This window comes from Francisella sp. LA112445 (genome assembly GCF_012224145.1).
GTDB lineage: Bacteria > Pseudomonadota > Gammaproteobacteria > Francisellales > Francisellaceae > Francisella.
Map to the genome: position 1 here is coordinate 105,099 of NZ_CP041030.1, position 20,373 is coordinate 125,471.

Genomic DNA, 20,373 nt, shown 5'->3' on the forward strand with positions numbered 1-20,373 from the left:
TCCTTATTTGCAAGATTAGTGAGCACAAAAGTCACTTTTGCAAATGAGCATGGTGTTTATGTTTGCGAGCACGTACAGTTATATATTCAGAATTTATAGTTAAGCTTGTAAGTAAAGGTGAATCATAGATGTTCGAAAAATGGATACTAATGAGTTAGGATAAAGAAACTCTCCATAATCATAAAAGAAAGTGTGCAAATTATTAGGCTCTGTATGTATAATTATAAAAATAAGAACTATATAGAAATCCACAGTGAATCATTACTATATATTTGTAATATTGTGTGTTATTGCAGGCTTTGCAAGTTATGTTAACTATAAATACTTAAAGCTACCTAAAGCTATTGGTTTAACCATTTTGAGTGCTTTGATAGCACTTTTAATAGCAGCTTTATTAAAAATAGATCACAAGTCTCTCTTTCCTATTTATACCTTGCTGTATAATGTTAATTTCAAAGAAGTTGTCTTAGAAGTATTGCTAGGGTATCTTGTCTTTGCTTCAGCGATGCATTTAAATTTTGTTGATATTAAGAAAAATTCTTATGGAATTTTTATACTTTCAAGTCTTGGCGTAATTATTTCAACATTTACTATTGGTACACTATGTTGGTTAGTTGCTCCATATATTTTGAAAATAAACATTGATTATGTCCGTTGTCTTATGATTGGAGCTATTTTTTCACCAACAGATCCGGTTACAGTTTTTGATGTCTTTAAAAAGAATAAAAATGTCCCGGCAAATGTGAAAACCATTTTGTCAGGAGAGGCTCTGTTTAATGATGTTTTCTCAATAGTGCTATTTCTGTTCTTTTTATCTATCGTAATAGAAGGTGGACAAAATACTAGCTCAGTTAAACTAATCTTTTTGTTTATGCAAGATGGACTCGGTGGAGCTTTGTTAGGGCTTATTTTAGGATATCTCGGCAAGTCTCTTATGAGTAAATTAGATGATGGATACACTCTTATTATTATTTCTTTAGCTTTAGTTAGTTTTGGCTCTTGGTTTGCAACGCACTTACATATTTCTGAAGCTGTGACTATGGCTATAACAGGGATTGTAATAGGAAACTCTAGATCTAAAGGAAAAGTTTCTGTAGAGTCAAAAGCTATATTGACAAATTTTTGGTTAGTCATTGATGAGCTTCTAAATGCCTTCTTATTTGTACTTGTTGGTATTGAAATATTAGATATGAATCCATCTTGGTACTTTATTGCTGCAGGGGCTGTTGTTTTTGTAATATCTGTTATTGCTAGATATAGCAGTGTGGTAATTTCATTATTTCTCACAGAGAAAAGACATGCAAATGGAAATTTCTGGAAGAATAATCTTATTATAACATGGGCTGGCCTAAGAGGAGGTGTGTCGATTGCGTTAGCCTTGTCGATACCTTTAGCTCATAGGCAGACAAACTCATTCTCAATCGTTTATATAGCTGTTTTTCTATCAATATTTATACAAGGAATTTCTTTTAAGAAAATTTTAGAAAAAGCTTATGCTAAGACATAGTATGGCTATAGTGGATTTAGCTATACATTTCTTTTAAATGGCTATTAAAGAAATCAAGAGCATTACCATAGTCGTACTTTCCTGTAATGATTTCTATATATACACCGCTCGTATGCTCTCTAGCTTCTTTGAGTGCTTGTGCTAGCTCTTGATTTGTTTTTACTTTGATTGTTAACCAATCATTACAGCCAAAAGCCTTTGGCAAGTCTTTATAGTTTAATTGAGCAAGATCATCATAACTTGGATCAGGATCTAGCTCTAACGCTCTTTCGACCATAAAGCCATCGTTATTTATGCACAAAATAATAGGGTTTATTTTATATCTGCCCATCACTCCTAGTTCATTAAGTGTTAGTTGATGAGAACCTTCACCTGTAATTAGTATTGTTCTAGAATTAGGGCTAGCTAATGCTACGCCAAGAGTAGCAGGTGTTGCCCAGCCAATAGAGCCCCATAAAGTTTGATTATGGTATTTTACACCTTCAGGTAATGGTAACTTTGGCATATTAAGTGAGGATGAACCTGTCTCTACCACGAGATTGTCTGTATTTTTTAAGAATTTTAAAATTTGGGAATATAGCACTTTAAGTGTTAAGTTCTCTTGTGTTATCGGAGTATCTTGTATAGATATTCTAGAGTATTTAGGCCTATAGTTTATACTCTTAACTTTCTCTAATAATGCGTCAAGAAGTTCGGATAAATAAACATTAGCTAGATAATTTTTCTTGTCTTCAACAAATAAAGGGCCTAAGTTCAGAACCTTATCTAAATCTAAATTATTAGTAAATCCAGAGGTGTTAAAGTCAGACCATAATGCGTCACCTAAATTAATAACAAGATCTGCATCTTCAACTATTTCAGCTGTATTTGTGTCTGATAATAAACCAGCATAGAATCCTATATAGTTAGGATGTGCTTCAGATATCACACTCTTATCATGAGGCATAATGGCAAAAGGGATATTTAACTTTTCTATAAGTTTGATAGCCTTTTTAGTTACTCCAAATCTATCTAATTTGACAGCAGGAATAGCAACAACTTTTTTAGCCTTGCTTAGGCGTTCTAACACAAGGCTTACAGCTAACTCAAGCTGATGTGAGTCGGTTTTTAGATAACTACAGTCTATATCATCTGGTGTTATATCTGTTACAGGACGATTACCTCCATCAAGTGAGACACTTATATAAGCAGGCTTACGATATTTGAATGCTTCTGCTATCACTCTATTCATTTCTCTACGAGCATTTTCAGGAGTAATAACAGCTGAGACACATGCTGCAGAAGCAGATAAATCAAAAAAGTTTCCAAAAACACCATCACCTAATGTGTGGTGAACTTGTTTCTTCTTTCCAACAGCAGCATCATTTGGACTACCAACTAAGTGAAAAACAACTAAGTTTTCTGCTTTTGAACCCATAACACCATTTAGAGCACTTAACTCACCGACAGCATAAGTGGTACATAAAATAGCAGCTCCATTAACCCTAGCAAAACCATCTGCGGCATAGCTAGCATTAAGCTCATTAGCATTTACGATGTTATTAAGTTTTGGGTTGTTGATAAGTGCGTGATCTAGTGCAAATGCAAAATCTCCAGGTACTGAAAATGAATGATCTATTCCTAAATCGACCAACCTTGATACAACATATTCGGCCACATTAGTAGCGTCTTTAGCTGTATTAAAAACTTTTTTACCATTAATGTTTTTAGTCATAAATCACCTCTTATGCTCGAAATAAATTCTAAAACCACTTTCAGCATATCCTTTGTTTATAGGTATAGCAATAATTTAATAACTAATATTTGTTAGAAAAAAGAAAGCTTGAATTAAGAAGCCATTTTAGAGATATTTCTGTGCAAGGTGTTGCCAAAATAATTAAGATTCTTTTTTTGCAAAAGCGTATTTTTCGACTACTTCGCCATTGATTAGATGCTTTTGAATAATTTCTTCTAATACCTCTGGCGTACATGAGTGATACCAAACATTATCAGGATGAACTACTGCAATAGGGCCATTTTGGCAAATTCGTAAGCAGTATGTTTTAGATCTATAAATATGACCGTTTTGTGATAAGTTTAGTTCTTGTAACCTTTTTTTTAAATATTCCCATGACTTTAGCGAAACTTCACCAGCACAGCACTTTTGTCTTTCCTGGTCACAGCATAAAAAAATATGCTTTTGAATATTCTTTAGGCCTAAGTTATTAGATTTTGTTTCTAAAGGTATTGGCATTTTATTATCTCCGAATTTAGCTAATGTATTTTTATTGAAATGCGTTTAAAATTTATTTTGTAAATATTAACAAATATGGAGCTGAAATGGAAAATAACATTTCTAATGAAACTTTAGAAAAACTAGCTAAAGTACATATAAAAGATATACAGAGTAAAAGGCGTTGGAGACTTTTTATTAGGACTATAATTATCTTAATTGTATTGATTATAGTTGTACCTGGATTATTTACATCTTCAAAAGATCTAACTTCACATATAGCTTTAGTAAAAGTGCAAGGCGTTATTGCTGCTGATTCAGAGGCTAATGCAGAAAGGATAAATAAGAGTTTAGATGATGCTTATGATAGTAAATTGACTAAAGCCGTTATCGTTGAGATAAATAGTCCCGGAGGATCACCCGTTCAAGCAGATGATATATATTTACATATGAGATACCTTCAAAAGAAATACCCTAAAATACCTATGTATGCGGTGTGTACCGATGTTTGTGCAAGTGGAGGGTATTATATAGCAGCTGGAGCGAAAGAAATTTATGTAAATAAGATGACAATTACAGGTTCTATAGGAGTTGTGGGTAGTGGTTTTGGTTTTACGGGTCTTATGGATAAGTTAGGTATCCAAAGAAGGACTTATACATCGGGTAGCAATAAAGACTTCCTTGATCCTTTTTCACCAGAAAAGCCTGGTCAAACAAAACAGTTTAAAAAGCTTCTTGATGAGACTCATCAAGTATTTATAGATGCTGTTGAAAAATCTAGAGGAGATAGACTAAAAGATAAATCTATGACAACAACCTTCTCAGGGGCTCCTTTTAGTGGGATAGAAGCTAAGAAAATGGGACTTGTGGATGGTTTTGCATCAATTGATCAGCTAAGAAGGGAGAAATTAAACAATTTAGAAATCGTTGATTATACTCAACCTTTAGATTTTCTCTCAGCAGTATCTAATAAATTAGGTAATAGTGTTTATTACAAAGCATTATCAGAGAGTAGCTTTAGTTTTAAATAAATATTGAAACATCAAAAAACCATGACTATAATCGATAATGAAAGAACTTTAAAACTAAAAGGATAAGGAAAAATTATGAAAAAAACAGTTTTAGGAGCTATGATTGCTGGTGGTTTAATGATTTCTGCTTCAACAGCTATGGCTGGGGGCGTATGTTTTGCAAATGTTCAAGATATCTTTGAGACATCTCCTCTTGGTAAAGCAAAAGTTACAGCAGATCAACAAAAATTAAAGCCACAAATGGATACGCTTAAGAAAACAATCACTGCTTTACAACAGAAAGTAAACTCATACACTGAAGAGAAAGATGACGTTGTATCTGATGATGCTAAAGGTGATAAGTCTCAAGCACAAGCTGCAGATAAAACAGAAGATCAAGATAAGCAACAAGCACAAGCAGATCTTGAAAAAGCTATGCAACAGTACCAAGATCTAATGAATCAAGTTCAGAAGATGGCTTCTGATGATGCAGATGCATTTAAAGATGCATTAACAAAAGCTTCTGGTGATGTTGCTAAAGATAAAGGTTGTGATGCTGTATTACCAGCTGAGATGAGCCTATACAATGTAAATGGTATTGATGTAACTAAGCAAGTTATTGCTAAAATGCAGTAATCTAAATAATAATATTTCACCTTTCTTCAAATCCGTATATTTATTAAATTAAAAGCTTCTTTTTTTTAGATCTAAAGCTATGTATAATCTTAGTTTATATTTAGAAATAATTATAAAAGACAATTAAAGTATGGAAAATATAGGCTATTTTGTTTCACAAAACTTAGTGTTTTGTTTATCTTTTATCTTGCTGTTAGTGATATATATAATTTTTGAACTAACTCAAACTAAGAAGTCTCAATATACATTATCTGTTGCAGATGCTGTGATGACAGTTAATAAAGGTAAAGGTGTGTATTTAGATTTAAGAGATCAAGAAGCTTTTGCTAAAGCTCATATTATAGGAGCACAAAACATTCAGCTAAGTGAGATTGCACAAAAGCATAATAAGTTAGCTAAGTATAAGGCTAAACCTATTGTAATCTACGGTGATAATGCTACAAAAGCAACGCAAGAACTGCGCAAAGAAGGTTTTGAGCAAGTATTTGTACTTAATGGAGGTCTAGGTGCGTGGATGCAGGCTAGTTACCCAGTTAAATCATTAGCGAAATAAAGATTATTAAGGATCATTAAAATGGATCAACAACAACCACAATTTCAAATTCAAAAAGTTTATGTAAAAGATCTTTCTTTTTCTATACCTAACTCTGATAAGATCTGGGCTACAGCATGGAGACCAGAGCTACATACTGACTTAAAAGTTGATGCGGTAAACCTTCCAGAGGAAAATACTTATGAGAGTATTCTAACTCTTGAGATAAAGGTTGAGAATGATGGAATGACTGCTTTTGAGATAGAAGTCAAACAAGCAGGTATTTTTACAGTATCAAATATGCAAGAAGAGCAAATCGAGCATGCTAAAAAAGCGTTTTGTCCAAACATCCTTTATCATTATGCGCGTGAAGCAGTTTCGGACCTAGTGTTAAGTGGAGGTTTCCCTCAATTGTGTTTATCTGCAGTAAACTTTGATGCTATGTATCAAGATTCTCTAAAAGAGTCTGTGGATGGCAAGCAGCATTAATATATAAATTAGGGATATAATTATGAGTAAAGAAAAAGCTCTAGAGTCAGCTCTTGCCCAGATTGAGAAACAATTTGGTAAAGGTTCGGTTATGAAGCTGGGAGACCAGCAAGCTGCTCATGATATAGAGGTCGTGCCATCAGGTGTTATAGCTCTTGATGTAGCATTAGGAATTGGTGGGTATCCAAAGGGGCGTATAATAGAAATATATGGTCATGAGTCTTCAGGTAAGACAACACTTACTTTATTGGCTATTGCTCAATGTCAAAAACAAGGTGGTACAGCTGCATTCGTTGATGCTGAGCATGCATTAGATCCTAAATACGCTAAACTTTTAGGTGTAGATGTTGATAATTTAATCGTTTCTCAACCAGATACAGGTGAGCAGGCTTTAGAAATTGCCGATATGCTTGTACGTTCTGGCGGTGTAGATATTGTAGTTATTGACTCTGTTGCAGCACTGACGCCAAAAGCTGAGATTGAGGGTGATATGGGCGATTCTCATATGGGTCTACAAGCAAGACTAATGTCTCAAGCTTTGAGAAAATTAACAGCTAATATCAAACGTTCAAATACATTGGTTATGTTTATTAACCAAATTCGTATGAAAATCGGTGTAATGTTTGGTAACCCTGAAACTACTACTGGTGGAAATGCTCTTAAATTCTATTCATCTGTGCGTTTAGAGGTTAGAAAAGGCGGTACTATTAAAGATGGTACAGATATTAATGGTAATGAGATCAAAGTCAAGATTGTAAAAAACAAAGTAGCTCCTCCATTTAAGCAAGCAGAATTTGAGCTTATTTATGGTGAGGGTATCTCATTAGAAGCTGAATTAGTAGATTTAGGTGCAAAACATAATATTATAGAGAAATCAGGTGCTTGGTATAGCTATAAAGGTAAGAAGATTGGTCAAGGAAAAGAAAAGGCTAAAGACTATCTAAAAGAGAATACTCAAGAGCGTGATGAAATTGAAAGAGCAATACTTGAACTTTTATTGCCACATAAATATGCACAACAAGATCCTGAATTAGCTACTCAAGATGAGCTTATCTAAAGAAAAAAACTATCTTCTTTACCTTCTTGCAAAGCAAGATTACTCACGTAAACAACTTTCTGACAAACTCCATACGAGAGATAATATTTCATCACAAGAAATAGAGTCTTTACTTGATGAGTTTGAGAAAAATAAATGGCTATCAGATGAGCGTTTTGCTAATGTGTTTGTAACAAGTGAGTTGTCTAAACTTAGAGGTAAAAAGAGGATTATAAATACTGCAATTTACCAAAAAGGCTTATCTCAAGAATTAGTTCTAAATGTTTTAGATGATCAGGATATTGACTGGTTTGAGTTATGTCAAAGGTGTTTACAAAAAAAATATAAGGATATCAAACTATTACAGTCTGATTTTAAATTAAAGCAAAAAGCTATGAGTTATTTAGCATATAACGGTTTTAGTTTTGATGAGATAGATTTTGCGATTAATGAATCATAGCGAATCTTAAAGATATATTTTGAAAAAAAGTCAAAAAAATATTTTAAACAACTTATAAGGTGAGTTTTTTTAATGTAAGCTGTAATAGTGTAATTATATAAAGAATATGGGAGATTAAAATGGCCAAAGGAACGGTTAATAAAGTTATATTACTTGGAAGACTAGGTAATGATCCAGAGGTTAGAACTACACAAAATGGTACAATGGTAGCTACTTTGAGTATCGCAACTAATGATGGTATGGGTGAAAATATAACTACAGAATGGCATCGTGTCGTTGTGTTTGGTAAGACTGCTGAGATTATTCAAAGATACGCTAGCAAAGGCTCACAACTTTTTGTTGAAGGAAGATTACGTACTAATAAATGGCAGGATAAAAATGGCAATATGCAGTATACAACTGAGATTGTTGCTAATAACTTCCAATTTGTTGGCGGTGGTAATGCTCAAGCTCAAGGAAATACTAATCCTAGCTACCAAAATAATCAAAACTTCAATCAACAATCAGGTGGTAACTTCAGTCAAAGTCAGCAACAGCAACAAAAACAAAATGATATGCCTGATTTTGCAGAGATTAATTCATCTAATTTTGATGATGATATTCCATTCTAAATTTGTATCCATAAGACTCTAGTTATTAGCCTTATAGTTTTAAAAAGAGTATAATACTGACAAATAGTATTTCCTTTTTTTCAAAAAATGTCACATATATTAGTCTTAAATTGTGGAAGTTCATCTGTTAAGTTTGCCCTTATTAATCCACAAACAGCAGAGTCTCTTTTAACGGGACTTGCTGAGAATATTGGAAGCAAAAATTGTAGGGTTACTTTCAAAGCTAAAGAAAAACTTCAAAAAAATATTGAGAATGGTTTATATTCAGATATTTTCAATGAGCTAAAAAAGTTTTTATCAAAGAGCGGTTATCTAAATAAAATTTCTGCTATTGGACATAGAGTAGTTCACGGAGGACAATTTTTCTCAGAATCTGTATTAATTGATGATGACTCTTTGCAGAAAATTAAAGACTGTATTCCTTTAGCTCCTTTGCACAATCCTGCCCATATTGAGGGGATTGCTTTTTGTAAGCAGATATTTCCTGACTTACCTCAGGTAGCTGTTTTTGATACTGCTTTTCATCAAACTATGCCTAATTACGTTGCAGAATATGCGATACCAAGAGAGCTTACACAAGATCATAATATCAGAAAGTATGGAGCCCATGGAACATCTCATAAATATGTATCTCAACAAGCGGCAAAAATATTAGCTAAGCAAAAAGCTAATGTAATAGTTGCTCACCTTGGTAATGGCTGTAGTATAACAGCAGTTGCAGATGGGAAGAGTATTGATACTAGTATGGGATTAACTCCTTTAGATGGTCTAGTAATGGGTACACGTTCTGGGACTATTGATCCGAGTATTTTTGCATATATCTCAGATAATCTTGGTTGGGATATTGCTAAAATCACAAATACTCTTAATAAGAAAAGTGGGCTTTTAGGGATCTGTGGACATAATGATATGCGTGAGGTTTCTGAACTAGCTGCAAAAGGCGATGATCTAGCAAAATTAGCAATAGAAATTTTTTGTCATAGAGTCGCTAAGTTTGTCGCTAGTTATATGATTTATTTCAAAGAATTTGATGCACTTGTATTTACAGGAGGTATTGGAGAAAATGCTGTTAATATTCGTGAGAATATTGTTTCAAAGTTAAATAATGTTGGCTTTGAAATAGATGTTGAGAAAAATAGTAAATCTGATTTATTTGTTAATACATCAAATAGTCATAAAATAATGGTTATAGCTACTAATGAAGAGTTAATGATAGCTCAAGATACACAAAAACTAATATAAGAGGATGCTATGAAAAAATCTATTTTTATATTACCAACATCAAAGCATACCGGCTTGCGAGTTTTGGCAAATGGATTGAGTTTCTCGCTACAGCAAAAGGGTCTGAAAGTAGGAATTTTTCATCCAATTTATGATATGGGTATGTCTGTTGAACAGATTGAAGCATATTTATTAAATGATCGTATTAAAGATTATGTTGAGGTCGTTCTAAGTAAGTTTTATGAGAAATGTTATGACTCGGATTTTGTAGTTATATCAGGCTTATTTAGGCAAGGAAGTAGTTCACATAAGTTATATCCTATTAATGCTGTTGTTGATCAACTAAATCTTGAGCTTATAAAGGCATTAAGCGCTAATGTGATAATAACATCATATCATGGTAATAAACCAATGGGTGATATCAATGATGAGTTAGATTATGCAGTTAAAGGAATTCCAAAGAAAATAAAAATAATTGGCGCTGTAATTACAAAATTAAATGCTCCTTATGATAGTGATGGTAAAGTTAGTTTTAGTTTGACAGATGAAAATACATCGACCCAAGAGCATGGACATATAACTAGAGATCAGCTTGAGCAATTACCTGTATTTGCACAGAAAGGTTTAAATCTAATAGGAGTTGTTGATTGGAACAAGGAGAGGACTTTTCCACGAGTTTTAGATATTAAAAACACTCTTAATTTAAATGTTTTATCTAACGTAAGCTTAGAAGCTCGAGTTAAGAAAGTTATGATGTGTTCTAGAGGGGTGGATAATCTAGTTAATGATCTAACACCTAATTCACTAATAGTAACTTCAGCAGATCGTTCAGATATTTTAGTGGCAGTTTGTTTAGCTGTACAAAATGGCATGAAGATTGCTGGAATAGTCCTAACTGCTGAAGAATATATCTACCAACAATCAAAAGAAAAAGTAAAGCAACTGTGTGTTGAGACTGCCGAAAAAGCAGGGTTTGCAATACTTACAACAAAAAATAAAAGTGTCAAAACTATTCTTAAAATAGCGGATATCGATTTAATGGGAATTCCTCTTGATGATAAGGAGAGAATTCAAAAAGTAAAAGAAGTTATATCAAACTCACTAGATAGAGAAAAAATAATAACTACATTGACATCAAAAGAGCTTAAAGAAGAGGTTATGTCACCACCAGCCTTTAGATATCATTTATTGAAGATGGCAAGAAAAGCTAAAAAACGTATCATTTTACCTGAGAGCTATGAACCAAGAACCTTGGAGGCTGCAAAAAACTGTCATGAACAAGGCTTGGCAGAATGCGTATTAATTGGAGATAGAGAAAAAATTAATAAAGTTGCAGAATTAAATGGTTTTAGTTTGCCAGATGACATTGAAGTTGTAACTATTGATGATACTGCTGAGGCTAAATATTTAGATACTTTGGTAAGCCTACGTAAGCATAAAGGTTTATCCGAGAGTATGGCAAGAGATGCTCTTAAAAACCCAGTAATCATTGCGACGCTTATGTTATATCTAGGTGAGGTTGATGGTCTGGTGTCAGGTGCTGAGCATACGACTGCAGATGTTTTAAGACCAGCATTACAACTTATCAAAACTAAACCTAATATTTCTCTAGTTTCCTCAGTGTTTTTCATGTGCATGCCAGATGAGGTTGTGGTTTTTGGGGATTGTGCAGTAAACCAGGATCCAACTGCTGAGCAATTAGTTGATATTGCTATCCAAAGTGCTGAATCTGCGAAAAAATTCAATATTGAGCCTCGTGTTGCGATGATAAGCTATAGTACAGGAACTTCTGGGTCGGGAGCACAAGTTGAAAAGGTTAGATCAGCAACAGAAATGCTTAAACAAAAAGCTCCAGACTTATTAGTCGATGGACCATTACAATATGATGCTGCTATGATAGAAAGTGTAGCTAACAAAAAAGCGCCTAATAGTCCTGTTGCGGGTAAAGCGACTGTTCTTATATTCCCAGATTTAAATACAGGTAATACTGTTTATAAAGCAGTACAAAGAAGTGCTAATGTTTTAAGTATTGGGCCAGTTTTACAGGGTATTAATAAACCTGTCAATGATCTATCTAGAGGTGCTACAGTTGATGATATAACTTATACGATTGCAATTACTGCTATTCAGTCTATATAATTTCTTTTATAAGAGTCTAAAATAAGAAAATAGTGATGAAAAAAGTTTTCTTAGTTCTATTAGTTATTAGCTTATCAGGCTGTATAGGTGTTAGTTTTAATCAACCTAGTAATAGCAATAGATATGCAACAGCAAGATATTAGAATATTCAGATACTAAAGTGGAGATAGTCATGAATAAGCTGCTAAATAGAGTTTTACAAAAATACTCATATATTGGGGAGAATAGTTTTGAGTTAGTTAATCCTGCTACAGGTGAGATTTTATGTCAGCTTGAGAGCAAGAGTGCACAATATGTTAAAGATAGTATCTTAGTTTCTAAACATACTCAGAATGTTTTTAAAGAAAAGCTTGCTATTGAAAGATCAAGGATTTTATCTAAGTGGTATGATTTGGTTATTGAAAATATTGATTATTTAGCAGAGATTATCACATTAGAAAGTGGCAAACCCTTGACTGAATCGAAAGGAGAGGTTCAGTATGGAGCAAACTTTATTAGATGGTATGCTGAGAAGGCAAATAGAATTGATTCAAGAGTATTTGACCCAAATATAAAAGATGCTGAAGGTCGAGTTGATTATCAGCCGGTGGGTGTAGTAGCTGCGATAACTCCATGGAATTTTCCTCTTGCTATGGTTACACGAAAAGCAGCACCTGCAATTGCAGCAGGTTGTAGTGTAATACTAAAACCATCTGCGCTAACACCTCTAACAGCATTTGCCGTTAAAGAGCTATTAATAGATGCAGGAGCCGATGAAAACTTATTGCAAGTCATCTGTGGTGATTCAAAGATTATAGGTAAAGAGTTCCAGCAAAGTAGTATAGTTAGAAAGATAACTTTTACAGGCTCGACAAGAGTAGGAAAACTTTTAATGCAACAAGCAGCAGATACTGTCAAAAAAATATCGCTTGAGCTTGGAGGAAATGCACCGTTTATAGTATTTGAAGGAGCTGATCAGGAGAAGGCTATTCAAGGAATTTTAGCTTCTAAAATTAGAAATGCTGGTCAAGTTTGTATTGCGCCAAATAGAATCTTTGTACAGAATTCTATTAGAAAGGATTTTTTATCAAAGCTTAAGCAAGTAGTTATGGAGCTCAAGCAAGGTAACGGATTACAAAAAGATGTAAAAATAGGTCCATTGATTAATAATGCAGCAGTAGAAAAAGTTCAGTCTCATGTTAATGATGCTATAAAAAAAGGTGCTGAATTAGTTTGTGGTGGTAAAGTGAACTTAGAACTAGGTGGTAACTTCTTTGAGCCAACTATCTTAGATAATATGCAAGATAATATGGCTGTTAGTTGTGAGGAGACTTTTGGTCCTGTTATTGGTATCTTTGGTTTTGATACAGAAGATGAAGTTATACAAAGATCAAACAATACAGTGTATGGTTTAGCAAGCTATTTCTTTAGCGGTGATATGAATCAGATAAGAAGGGTTCGAAATGCTCTTGAGTATGGTATGGTAGGTATAAACTCCGGTGCAATCTCAAGTGAAAAAGCACCGTTTGGGGGTATCAAAGAGTCTGGGCTTGGAAGAGAAGGTTCGGATGATGGTATTTATGAATTCTTAGAGGCTAAGTATAGTTTACAAAGTTTTATTTGATTTTATAATTTAGCAATTACTACTGCTAAACCATACTAAATTGGAGTTTTACCTTGCGTACTAAATCAATAATAGTTTCAAGCCTTGGGAGTGCTTTTGAAACATTTGACTTTCATATATTTGGCTTATTTGCTTTTCAGATATCAATGTCACTCTTACATCAAGAGTCACTCAATAGTTCACTTATTTTGATTTTTGCTATTTTTGGAGCAGGATATTTTGCTAGGCCAATAGGAGCAATATTTTGGGGGAATCTTGGTGATAAATATGGTAGAAAAGTACCTTTTAAATGGACTGTTATATTAATAGGAATATCTTCATTAGTAATAGCTATATTACCAAGTAGCAACACTTTGGGTATATTCACACCTTTGATATTGGCGGCATGTCGATTAATTCAAGGATTTTCTTTTGGTGGAGAGTTAACAGCAGCTGTCCTATTAGTTAATGAACAATCTTCAACTAGACGTAATTTCCTTACTTCAATAGTTATATTTTGTGCTACTTTCGGTATGATTTTAGGTTCTATAGCATATTTTTTGTTAAGTCTTGTACTAACAACAGAGCAGTTTTTTGCCTATAGTTGGCGCTTAGCTTTTGCTTTTGGAGGTGTTGCAGTACTTTTTAGTTATTTCTGGCGTTCATCAATCGGTGAAACCTTAACTCCTAAGATAGGTGAGTCAAGAGGTTTAGTTTTAGTTGAGTTGTTGAAGAATCATCTCGGGTTATCTTTAAGGTCTATTTTAACAATATCATCTTGTACAGTATTTTTAGCAATGTTTATAGTATTTTTGCCAGCTTATTGTCAAAAGTGCTTAGGCTTAGATAAAAATGTGACATCAGCCTATGTACTAGTAACAATAGTTACATATGCTATATCAGTTTTAGCTGGAGGATATATCGCTGATAAAATTGGTAATAAGGCTACGCAAGCTATAGGGATTGTATTAGCGATAGTACTACTTATGCCACTAGCTACGGCTTTGATCTTAAAAGCATCTTTAGCGTGGACTATAGCTTTTATAATTCCTTTTGCTTTTGTAAATGGTTTAATAAATGCTAACTATATGTGTGTAGTATTAAATAGATTTAAGCAAAGTCAAAGATTTAGTGGTTTAGCTATCACACAAAATTTAGGTATGGCAATTTTTACTGGAGGTTTACCAATATTGTTTGCTTATCTGGCTGTTGATTTAAAGATTTTGACAGCACCCTTTTATATATTAGTTGTCATTTATATTATTTCTTTACTTTCTTTATTTGATAGAAAATAAAAAAATATAAAATTAGCTGTAAATTCTTGTTTATTTTATTAAAGATGTGTAGAGTTTTAAACATAGCGCTGATTTACTTCAAATTGCGAGCGCTTTATAAATCCTGCTAAAGCGAACATTTCTTCCATAAAGTCTTGTAATCGTTTTAGTAGGAAGCTTTTTGCTAATATTCAAAAAGTTTGTTTATTAATTAAAACGTGGAGATTTCCAAAGTGAAAAAAGAAAATCTACTTGAGAGACTTGATAAAGGTCCCGTAATTTGTGCAGAAGGTTTCCTATTTGAAATAGAACGTCGTGGTTATTTAGCATCAGGTGAGTTTGTACCTATGGTATCACTTGAGCATCCTGAGGTTTTAGAGAACCTTCATAGAGAATTCCAGCATGCTGGCTCTGATATCGTTGAGGCATTTACATATAATGGTCACAGAGAGAAGCTAAGAGTTATTGGTAAAGAGCATTTGCTTGAGCCATTAAATAGACAAGCTCTAAGAATTGCAAAGAAAGTTGCAGATTCAACTCCAGAAGGTGTACAACCAAATTTATTAGCTGGAAATATTTCTAATTCAAATATTTGGAAGCAAGGCGACCAAGAATCTCAAAAAGAAGTTAAAAGAATGTATAACGAAATGATTGGTTGGGCTGCTGAAGAAGGAGCTGACCTACTAATTGGTGAGACATTCTACTATGCAGAAGAAGCGTTTGCTGCTTTAGAAATTATGAAAAAAGCTGGTTTACCATGTGTGGTAACTATTGCTCCTTTTGGTGAAAACATCATGCGTGATGGTTGGAGTATTGTAGATACTTGTAAAGAGTTAGAGCAACGCGGTGCTGATGTAGTAGGGATGAACTGCTTCAGAGGACCTCATACAATGCTTCCTGATATAGCAGAAATTCGTAAAGCTGTTAAGTGTCATGTTGCTGCATTGCCAGTTCCTTATAGAACAACAAATGAGCATACTACATTTTTTAACTTACCAGATGATAATGGTTGTCTTTGTGGTGCTCCTCATGGTAGAACTTTCCCTACAGCATTGGATCCTCTATATTGTAACCGTTATGAAATTAGAGATTTTGCTAAGAAAGCTTATGATCTAGGAGTTAACTACTTAGGTGTATGTTGTGGTGCTAGTCCTATGCTAATTAGAGAAGTTGCTGATGCAGTTGGTCTAAAAGTACCAGGAAGCAAGTATCTAGAGAGAATGGAAAACCATTTTATGTATGGTACTAACAAACGTACTGCAAAACATATGCAAGAATATGGCGATAAAGCATAAAATAGTAAAAGACTAAACTTTAAAAAAAGCGCTGATTTATTTCAAATTGCGGGCGCTAGATAAAATCTGCTAAAGCGAAAACATTAATAATATTGTTCTCATCGTTTTAGCAATTAAAAAATTATGGGAGCAAAGATATGACCATTATAAATTCTAAAATCGATACTCTAGCTGTTCATGCAGGTAATCCAGGTGATTCAGTAACAGGTGCTGTAACAACACCTATATATACTTCTTCTGTATATCGTCAACAAAGTCCAGGTGGTGAGAAAGCTTTTGAATATGGTAGAGTAAGCAATCCTACTAGATCTAGTTATGAACAAGCTGTTGCAGAGTTAGAAGGTGCAAAAAAAGGTTATGCTTTTTCATCAGGAGTTGCTGCAATTAACGCAGTATTAGATATTTTAGGTGTTGATAGTCATATAATAGCAACTGACGCATTATATGGTGGAACGTATAGACTATTTGAAGAGGTTAAGAAATACTCATCAGGTCTTCAAGCAACATATGCCAATCTAAGCGACTTAGATAATTTAGAAGAAAGCCTTAGAGAAAATACTAAAATGGTATGGGTTGAAACACCATCAAACCCTTTACTAAGGGTTGTTGATCTAAAAGGACTAAGCCAGTTTTGCAGTAAGCATGGCTTAATCCTAGTTGTCGATAATACTTTTGCTACTCCTTATAATTTAAAACCTATTTCTTTTGGAGCTGATATTGTTATTCATTCAGCTTCAAAGTATATAAGTGGACACTCTGATGTAATTAGTGGAGTTGTTGTTGTAAAAGATAATGATGAGTTAATTAAAAGGTTAGATCTTATTCATTTGGCTGGAGGAGCTGTATCTAGTCCATTTGATAGTTTCTTAGCTACACGAGGACTAAGAACATTAGCATTAAGAGTAAGACAACATAATCATAATGCTCTAACACTAGCAAAATGGCTAGAGAAACATGAGTTGGTTAAAAAAGTATATTATCCAGGTTTAGAAAGTAGTCCAGATTATCAGCTTGCAAAAGAGCAAATGAAAGGTTTTGGAGGTGTTTTAAGCCTTGAGCTAAAAGGTAGTGATAACTTAGCTAAAGCATTCTTAGCGGAGCTAGAGCTATTTGCTATAACAGTAAGTGCGGGAGGGGTTGAAAGCTTATCATCAATTCCTGCTTTAATGTCTCATTCATCAATTCCTAAAGAAGTTAGACTTGAGCAAGGCTTAAGTGATGGTCTAATTAGACTTTCAATAGGTATTGAAGATGTTGAAGATCTTAAAAGTGATATTGAACAAGCACTTATAAAAGCAACTGCAAGGGAGGATAATATAAATGAAGACATTGAATATAACCAAGCAGTCTAAATATCCCCAGGGGATGGTTTATCTTTTCCTAGCAGGACTATGGGAGAGATTCAGTTATTATGGAATCACAGCGTTACTAATTCTATATTTATTTAAATTTTTTGATATATCTGATGCTAAGACTTATCTTATTTATGGAGCATATGCTTCGATGGTGTACGGAACTCCGATTGTTGGAGGTATTATCGCAGATAAGTATATCGGTCAATATCGTTCGATAATTATAGGAGCTTTACTAATAGCTCTAGGGCATTTTGTAATGATTATTCCAAATGCTCAGCATATATATTTCTTTTTGGGACTAAGTTTTGTGATTATCGGTACTGGTTTGTTTAAGCCTAGCATAGGTGCTATAACAGGAGCGCTCTTCACAAATACTCAATATAAAAGAAATGAAGGTTTTACTCTGCTATATATAGGTATGAATATTGGTGCTATAACAGCGCCGATAGTTTGTTCATATATAGCTGTTACAATTAGCTGGAATTTAGCATTTGGTATCGCTGGATTAGGAATGTTAGCTGGGTTATTGATATTTATAAAAGGTTCAAAGCACTATAAAGATATTAAACAAAGCACAAAATCTATAGCAGGAAAATATCTATTTGCAGCAGCAATAGCTATAGGTTTAGTTATTTTAATAAGTTTTATTTTTATTTTACTTGCTTATCCTATTTGGGCGAGTAGAGTTTTATATCTAATAGGAGCAATTACATTATTAATAATTCTATATTTTGTGAGAATCTCAGAAGCTAACGATAGAAGTAGGATTTATATTACAGTTACACTAACTATTTTTTATATGATATTTATGATTTTACTCCAGCAAAGTGGTGGGATGATGAATGTTTTTACAGAGAGAAATGTTAATAGAGTAATCTTTGGGTTTAATATTCCTGCTAGTGCATATCAGTCTGTAGAGCCTTTCTTTATAATACTTTTTGGTCCTGTATATACTTATCTAAGTCGTAAATATGGAACAAATCCGTATACATATCCGACTAAGTTTGCCAAAGGATTGTTTATTATGGGGCTGTCATTTTTTATTTTGGTTGTAGCAATTCCTTTAACAGCTAAAAACGGTATTATTTCTTCATGGTGGATAAATCTAAGTTATCTTTTTGAGGCTTTAGGTGAGCTATTTATAGGTCCAATAGGTTTGGCAATGGTGAGTATAGTATCTCCTAAAAGAATGGTAGGCTTTTTTATGGGTGTATGGGTTTTAAGCTCAGCTTTCGCGAACTTCTTAGCAGCAAGTTTTGGAATATTAATTAGTGGACATGGTAAATCTGCAGCACTTCCTCCTATCGAGACAATAGATACCTATTCGAGAGCATTTGGTTATTTTGCTTTGCTTGGGTGCGGTGCTGCAGTTATATTATTTATCTTATCACCGTATCTAAATAGAAGACTTAGACAGCTAATAGCATAGCTTTTGTTAATCATTACGTTTTAACATATATAAATCTTTACGTCTATCTCTTAGGTTTTTAACACTACCAAACTGGTTAAGTTCACGTAAAAGATTAATATCCACATCTGCTATTAAAATCATCTCGGTATTTGGTGTTGTTTCTGCTTTTATCCCTGTTGGAGGGAATGCAAAATCACAAGGTGTAAATACCATAGATTGAGCATATTGGATATCCATGTTATGTACATTTGGCAGGTTTCCAACACTACCTGCAATGGCAACATAGCATTCATTCTCAATAGCTCTTGCCTGAGCACAGTTTCTAACTCTAGAGAAGCCATTTTGCGTATCTGTTAAAAAGGGAACAAAAAGGATATCCATACCATCCTCAGCAAGTATTCTACTTAGCTCTGGAAACTCAGAGTCATAACAAATTAGGATACCTATTTTTCCACAATCAGTGTCAAATACTTCTAGTTTACTACCGCCTTGGAGACCCCAAACCATCGCTTCATCAGGTGTCACATGAAGTTTTTCATATTTTTCTACTGTACCATCTCTACGGCATAGGTAGCCAACGTTATATAGTCGTTCACCTTTCATCTCTGGCATACTTCCTGTTATGATATTTATATTATATGTAACAGCAAATTCAGAAAATTTATCAGTGATAAATTGAGTATGTTTTGCAAGCTCTCTAATTGCTTCAGGTTCTGATAAATGGTTATTTTCAGCCATTAAAGGAGCATTGAAGAACTCTGGGAATAATGCAAAATCAGATCTATAGTTTGATACTGCATTTACAAAGTATTCAGCATGTTGCATTAGCTCATCAAGACCTTTATATGGTCGCATTTGCCATTGAATTAACCCTAAACGAACATCTTTTTTAATAGGTGCAGCTTCTTTTTGCTCTTCTTCATAATAGATATTTGTCCATTTTAGTAAAACTGCGTAATCATTAGATTCAGTATCACCATCTAAGTATGATTTTATTATCCTTACTGGCTGGAAATCATTACTTAATTGGAAATGTAGAACAGGATCGTGTAGCTCTTGTCTTTTAAGCTTGTTTATATACTGTTGAGGCGACATTTTATCAGCATATTCATGATATCCAGGTATTCGTCCTCCAAAGATTATACTTTTCAGGTTTAGTCTTTCACATAAATCTTTTCTATAATCATATAATCTACGGCCTAGACGCATCCCTCTAAACTCCGGCTTAACAAATAGATCTATACCATATAAGACATCACCATCATCGTCATGAGTGTTGAAAGTGTCATTACCTGTTATTTTTCTATAAGTATGTTTATGCCCAAATTTTTTATAGTCAACAATGATTGATAATGCACAACCAGCAAGTTGATCATTAACTTTTATAACAACTTGACCTTCGGGGAATTTTTTTATCAGAGTGTTTATTTCATGGTTTTCCCAGTATGGGTTTCTGACATTGTTATAAACTTCAATCATAGCTTCTTTAAGCTCGTGATAGTCATCTAGACTCAAAAAGTCTAGCTTGATATTTTCTATGTTTTGCATGTTTTATAAGTTTTAATAAAAGTCATAGTTATTACAAAGTATATTATTATAAATT

The 20,373-nt window shown here is 33.6% G+C and carries 18 protein-coding genes; 15 read left to right on the forward strand and 3 right to left on the reverse strand.

The window, feature by feature from the left end; all coding sequences use genetic code 11:
* Positions 1 to 253: 253 nt before the first annotated feature.
* A complete protein-coding gene (locus FIP56_RS00520; RefSeq protein ID WP_192577058.1) occupies positions 254 to 1,507 on the forward strand; it encodes a sodium:proton antiporter in 1,254 nt (417 codons plus the stop codon).
* Between the two features lie 16 nt (positions 1,508 to 1,523).
* On the opposite strand, the gene FIP56_RS00525 is transcribed toward FIP56_RS00520, so the two are convergent.
* Positions 1,524 to 3,221: a thiamine pyrophosphate-dependent enzyme gene (locus FIP56_RS00525; protein WP_192577059.1), complete on the reverse strand. Its 1,698-nt coding sequence runs from the start codon at positions 3,219 to 3,221 to the stop codon at positions 1,524 to 1,526.
* A 162-nt stretch (positions 3,222 to 3,383) separates the two neighbouring features.
* Positions 3,384 to 3,740 (reverse strand): (2Fe-2S) ferredoxin domain-containing protein, encoded by a 357-nt coding sequence (locus tag FIP56_RS00530; RefSeq protein WP_192577060.1) that lies wholly within the window; start codon positions 3,738 to 3,740, stop codon positions 3,384 to 3,386.
* Positions 3,741 to 3,826: 86 nt separating this feature from the next.
* On the opposite strand from FIP56_RS00530, the gene FIP56_RS00535 reads away from it, so the two are divergent.
* The 14 genes from FIP56_RS00535 to FIP56_RS00600 all read left to right on the forward strand — a co-directional run bounded on the left by FIP56_RS00535 (position 3,827) and on the right by FIP56_RS00600 (position 18,788).
* A complete protein-coding gene (locus FIP56_RS00535; RefSeq protein WP_192577061.1) occupies positions 3,827 to 4,750 on the forward strand; it encodes a S49 family peptidase in 924 nt (307 codons plus the stop codon).
* 75 nt (positions 4,751 to 4,825) lie between these two features.
* Positions 4,826 to 5,365, forward strand: a complete 540-nt coding sequence (locus FIP56_RS00540) for an OmpH family outer membrane protein (protein WP_192577062.1) — start codon at positions 4,826 to 4,828, stop codon at positions 5,363 to 5,365.
* Between the two features lie 130 nt (positions 5,366 to 5,495).
* Positions 5,496 to 5,918: a rhodanese-like domain-containing protein gene (locus tag FIP56_RS00545; protein WP_192577063.1), complete on the forward strand. Its 423-nt coding sequence runs from the start codon at positions 5,496 to 5,498 to the stop codon at positions 5,916 to 5,918.
* A 21-nt stretch (positions 5,919 to 5,939) separates the two neighbouring features.
* Positions 5,940 to 6,386 (forward strand): protein-export chaperone SecB, encoded by a 447-nt coding sequence (secB, locus tag FIP56_RS00550; RefSeq protein ID WP_192577064.1) that lies wholly within the window; start codon positions 5,940 to 5,942, stop codon positions 6,384 to 6,386.
* 22 nt (positions 6,387 to 6,408) lie between these two features.
* Positions 6,409 to 7,443 (forward strand): recombinase RecA, encoded by a 1,035-nt coding sequence (recA, locus tag FIP56_RS00555; protein ID WP_192577065.1) that lies wholly within the window; start codon positions 6,409 to 6,411, stop codon positions 7,441 to 7,443.
* Positions 7,430 to 7,882 carry a regulatory protein RecX gene (locus tag FIP56_RS00560; RefSeq protein WP_192577066.1) on the forward strand — a complete coding sequence of 151 codons (453 nt, stop codon included), beginning with the start codon at positions 7,430 to 7,432 and terminating at the stop codon, positions 7,880 to 7,882. Before recA ends, FIP56_RS00560 begins: the two co-directional genes overlap by 14 nt.
* A 119-nt stretch (positions 7,883 to 8,001) precedes the next feature.
* Positions 8,002 to 8,493, forward strand: a complete 492-nt coding sequence (gene ssb / locus FIP56_RS00565; RefSeq protein ID WP_192577067.1) for a single-stranded DNA-binding protein — start codon at positions 8,002 to 8,004, stop codon at positions 8,491 to 8,493.
* 87 nt (positions 8,494 to 8,580) lie between these two features.
* Positions 8,581 to 9,735 carry an acetate kinase gene (locus FIP56_RS00570; RefSeq protein ID WP_192577068.1) on the forward strand — a complete coding sequence of 385 codons (1,155 nt, stop codon included), beginning with the start codon at positions 8,581 to 8,583 and terminating at the stop codon, positions 9,733 to 9,735.
* A 9-nt stretch (positions 9,736 to 9,744) separates the two neighbouring features.
* Entirely contained in the window at positions 9,745 to 11,853 is a 2,109-nt protein-coding gene (pta, locus tag FIP56_RS00575) for a phosphate acetyltransferase (protein ID WP_192577069.1), read from the forward strand.
* A 172-nt stretch (positions 11,854 to 12,025) separates the two neighbouring features.
* The gene (locus FIP56_RS00580) at positions 12,026 to 13,456 is read left to right on the forward strand and encodes an NAD-dependent succinate-semialdehyde dehydrogenase (protein WP_192577070.1); all 1,431 of its coding nucleotides are present in this window, start codon (positions 12,026 to 12,028) and stop codon (positions 13,454 to 13,456) included.
* Between the two features lie 53 nt (positions 13,457 to 13,509).
* The gene (locus FIP56_RS00585; RefSeq protein ID WP_192577071.1) at positions 13,510 to 14,730 is read left to right on the forward strand and encodes an MFS transporter; all 1,221 of its coding nucleotides are present in this window, start codon (positions 13,510 to 13,512) and stop codon (positions 14,728 to 14,730) included.
* 212 nt (positions 14,731 to 14,942) lie between these two features.
* On the forward strand, positions 14,943 to 16,004 hold the full coding sequence (locus tag FIP56_RS00590) for a homocysteine S-methyltransferase family protein (protein WP_192577072.1): 1,062 nt from the start codon (positions 14,943 to 14,945) through the stop codon (positions 16,002 to 16,004).
* 137 nt (positions 16,005 to 16,141) lie between these two features.
* Positions 16,142 to 17,356 (forward strand): PLP-dependent aspartate aminotransferase family protein, encoded by a 1,215-nt coding sequence (locus FIP56_RS00595; protein WP_192577073.1) that lies wholly within the window; start codon positions 16,142 to 16,144, stop codon positions 17,354 to 17,356.
* Positions 17,325 to 18,788, forward strand: coding sequence for a peptide MFS transporter (locus FIP56_RS00600; protein WP_192577074.1), 1,464 nt, complete (start codon positions 17,325 to 17,327; stop codon positions 18,786 to 18,788). The genes FIP56_RS00595 and FIP56_RS00600 overlap by 32 nt, the downstream gene beginning before the upstream one ends.
* 6 nt (positions 18,789 to 18,794) lie before the next feature.
* On the opposite strand, the gene FIP56_RS00605 is transcribed toward FIP56_RS00600, so the two are convergent.
* Positions 18,795 to 20,318 (reverse strand): bifunctional GNAT family N-acetyltransferase/carbon-nitrogen hydrolase family protein, encoded by a 1,524-nt coding sequence (locus tag FIP56_RS00605; RefSeq protein ID WP_192577075.1) that lies wholly within the window; start codon positions 20,316 to 20,318, stop codon positions 18,795 to 18,797.
* Between the last annotated feature and the right edge of the window lie 55 nt (positions 20,319 to 20,373).

Bases quoted from the DNA above. Each gene is read 5' to 3' on its own strand.
- FIP56_RS00540 (WP_192577062.1), top strand. From the start codon at position 4,826: ATGAAAAAAACAGTTTTAGGAGCTATGATTGCTGGTGGTTTAATGATT.
- FIP56_RS00570 (WP_192577068.1), top strand. From the start codon at position 8,581: ATGTCACATATATTAGTCTTAAATTGTGGAAGTTCATCTGTTAAGTTT.
- FIP56_RS00530 (WP_192577060.1), bottom strand. From the start codon at position 3,740: ATGCCAATACCTTTAGAAACAAAATCTAATAACTTAGGCCTAAAGAAT.
- secB (WP_192577064.1), top strand. From the start codon at position 5,940: ATGGATCAACAACAACCACAATTTCAAATTCAAAAAGTTTATGTAAAA.
- FIP56_RS00535 (WP_192577061.1), top strand. From the start codon at position 3,827: ATGGAAAATAACATTTCTAATGAAACTTTAGAAAAACTAGCTAAAGTA.
- FIP56_RS00605 (WP_192577075.1), bottom strand. From the start codon at position 20,318: ATGCAAAACATAGAAAATATCAAGCTAGACTTTTTGAGTCTAGATGAC.
- ssb (WP_192577067.1), top strand. From the start codon at position 8,002: ATGGCCAAAGGAACGGTTAATAAAGTTATATTACTTGGAAGACTAGGT.
- recA (WP_192577065.1), top strand. From the start codon at position 6,409: ATGAGTAAAGAAAAAGCTCTAGAGTCAGCTCTTGCCCAGATTGAGAAA.
- FIP56_RS00525 (WP_192577059.1), bottom strand. From the start codon at position 3,221: ATGACTAAAAACATTAATGGTAAAAAAGTTTTTAATACAGCTAAAGAC.
- FIP56_RS00600 (WP_192577074.1), top strand. From the start codon at position 17,325: ATGAAGACATTGAATATAACCAAGCAGTCTAAATATCCCCAGGGGATG.
- FIP56_RS00560 (WP_192577066.1), top strand. From the start codon at position 7,430: ATGAGCTTATCTAAAGAAAAAAACTATCTTCTTTACCTTCTTGCAAAG.
- FIP56_RS00545 (WP_192577063.1), top strand. From the start codon at position 5,496: ATGGAAAATATAGGCTATTTTGTTTCACAAAACTTAGTGTTTTGTTTA.
- FIP56_RS00595 (WP_192577073.1), top strand. From the start codon at position 16,142: ATGACCATTATAAATTCTAAAATCGATACTCTAGCTGTTCATGCAGGT.
- pta (WP_192577069.1), top strand. From the start codon at position 9,745: ATGAAAAAATCTATTTTTATATTACCAACATCAAAGCATACCGGCTTG.
- FIP56_RS00580 (WP_192577070.1), top strand. From the start codon at position 12,026: ATGAATAAGCTGCTAAATAGAGTTTTACAAAAATACTCATATATTGGG.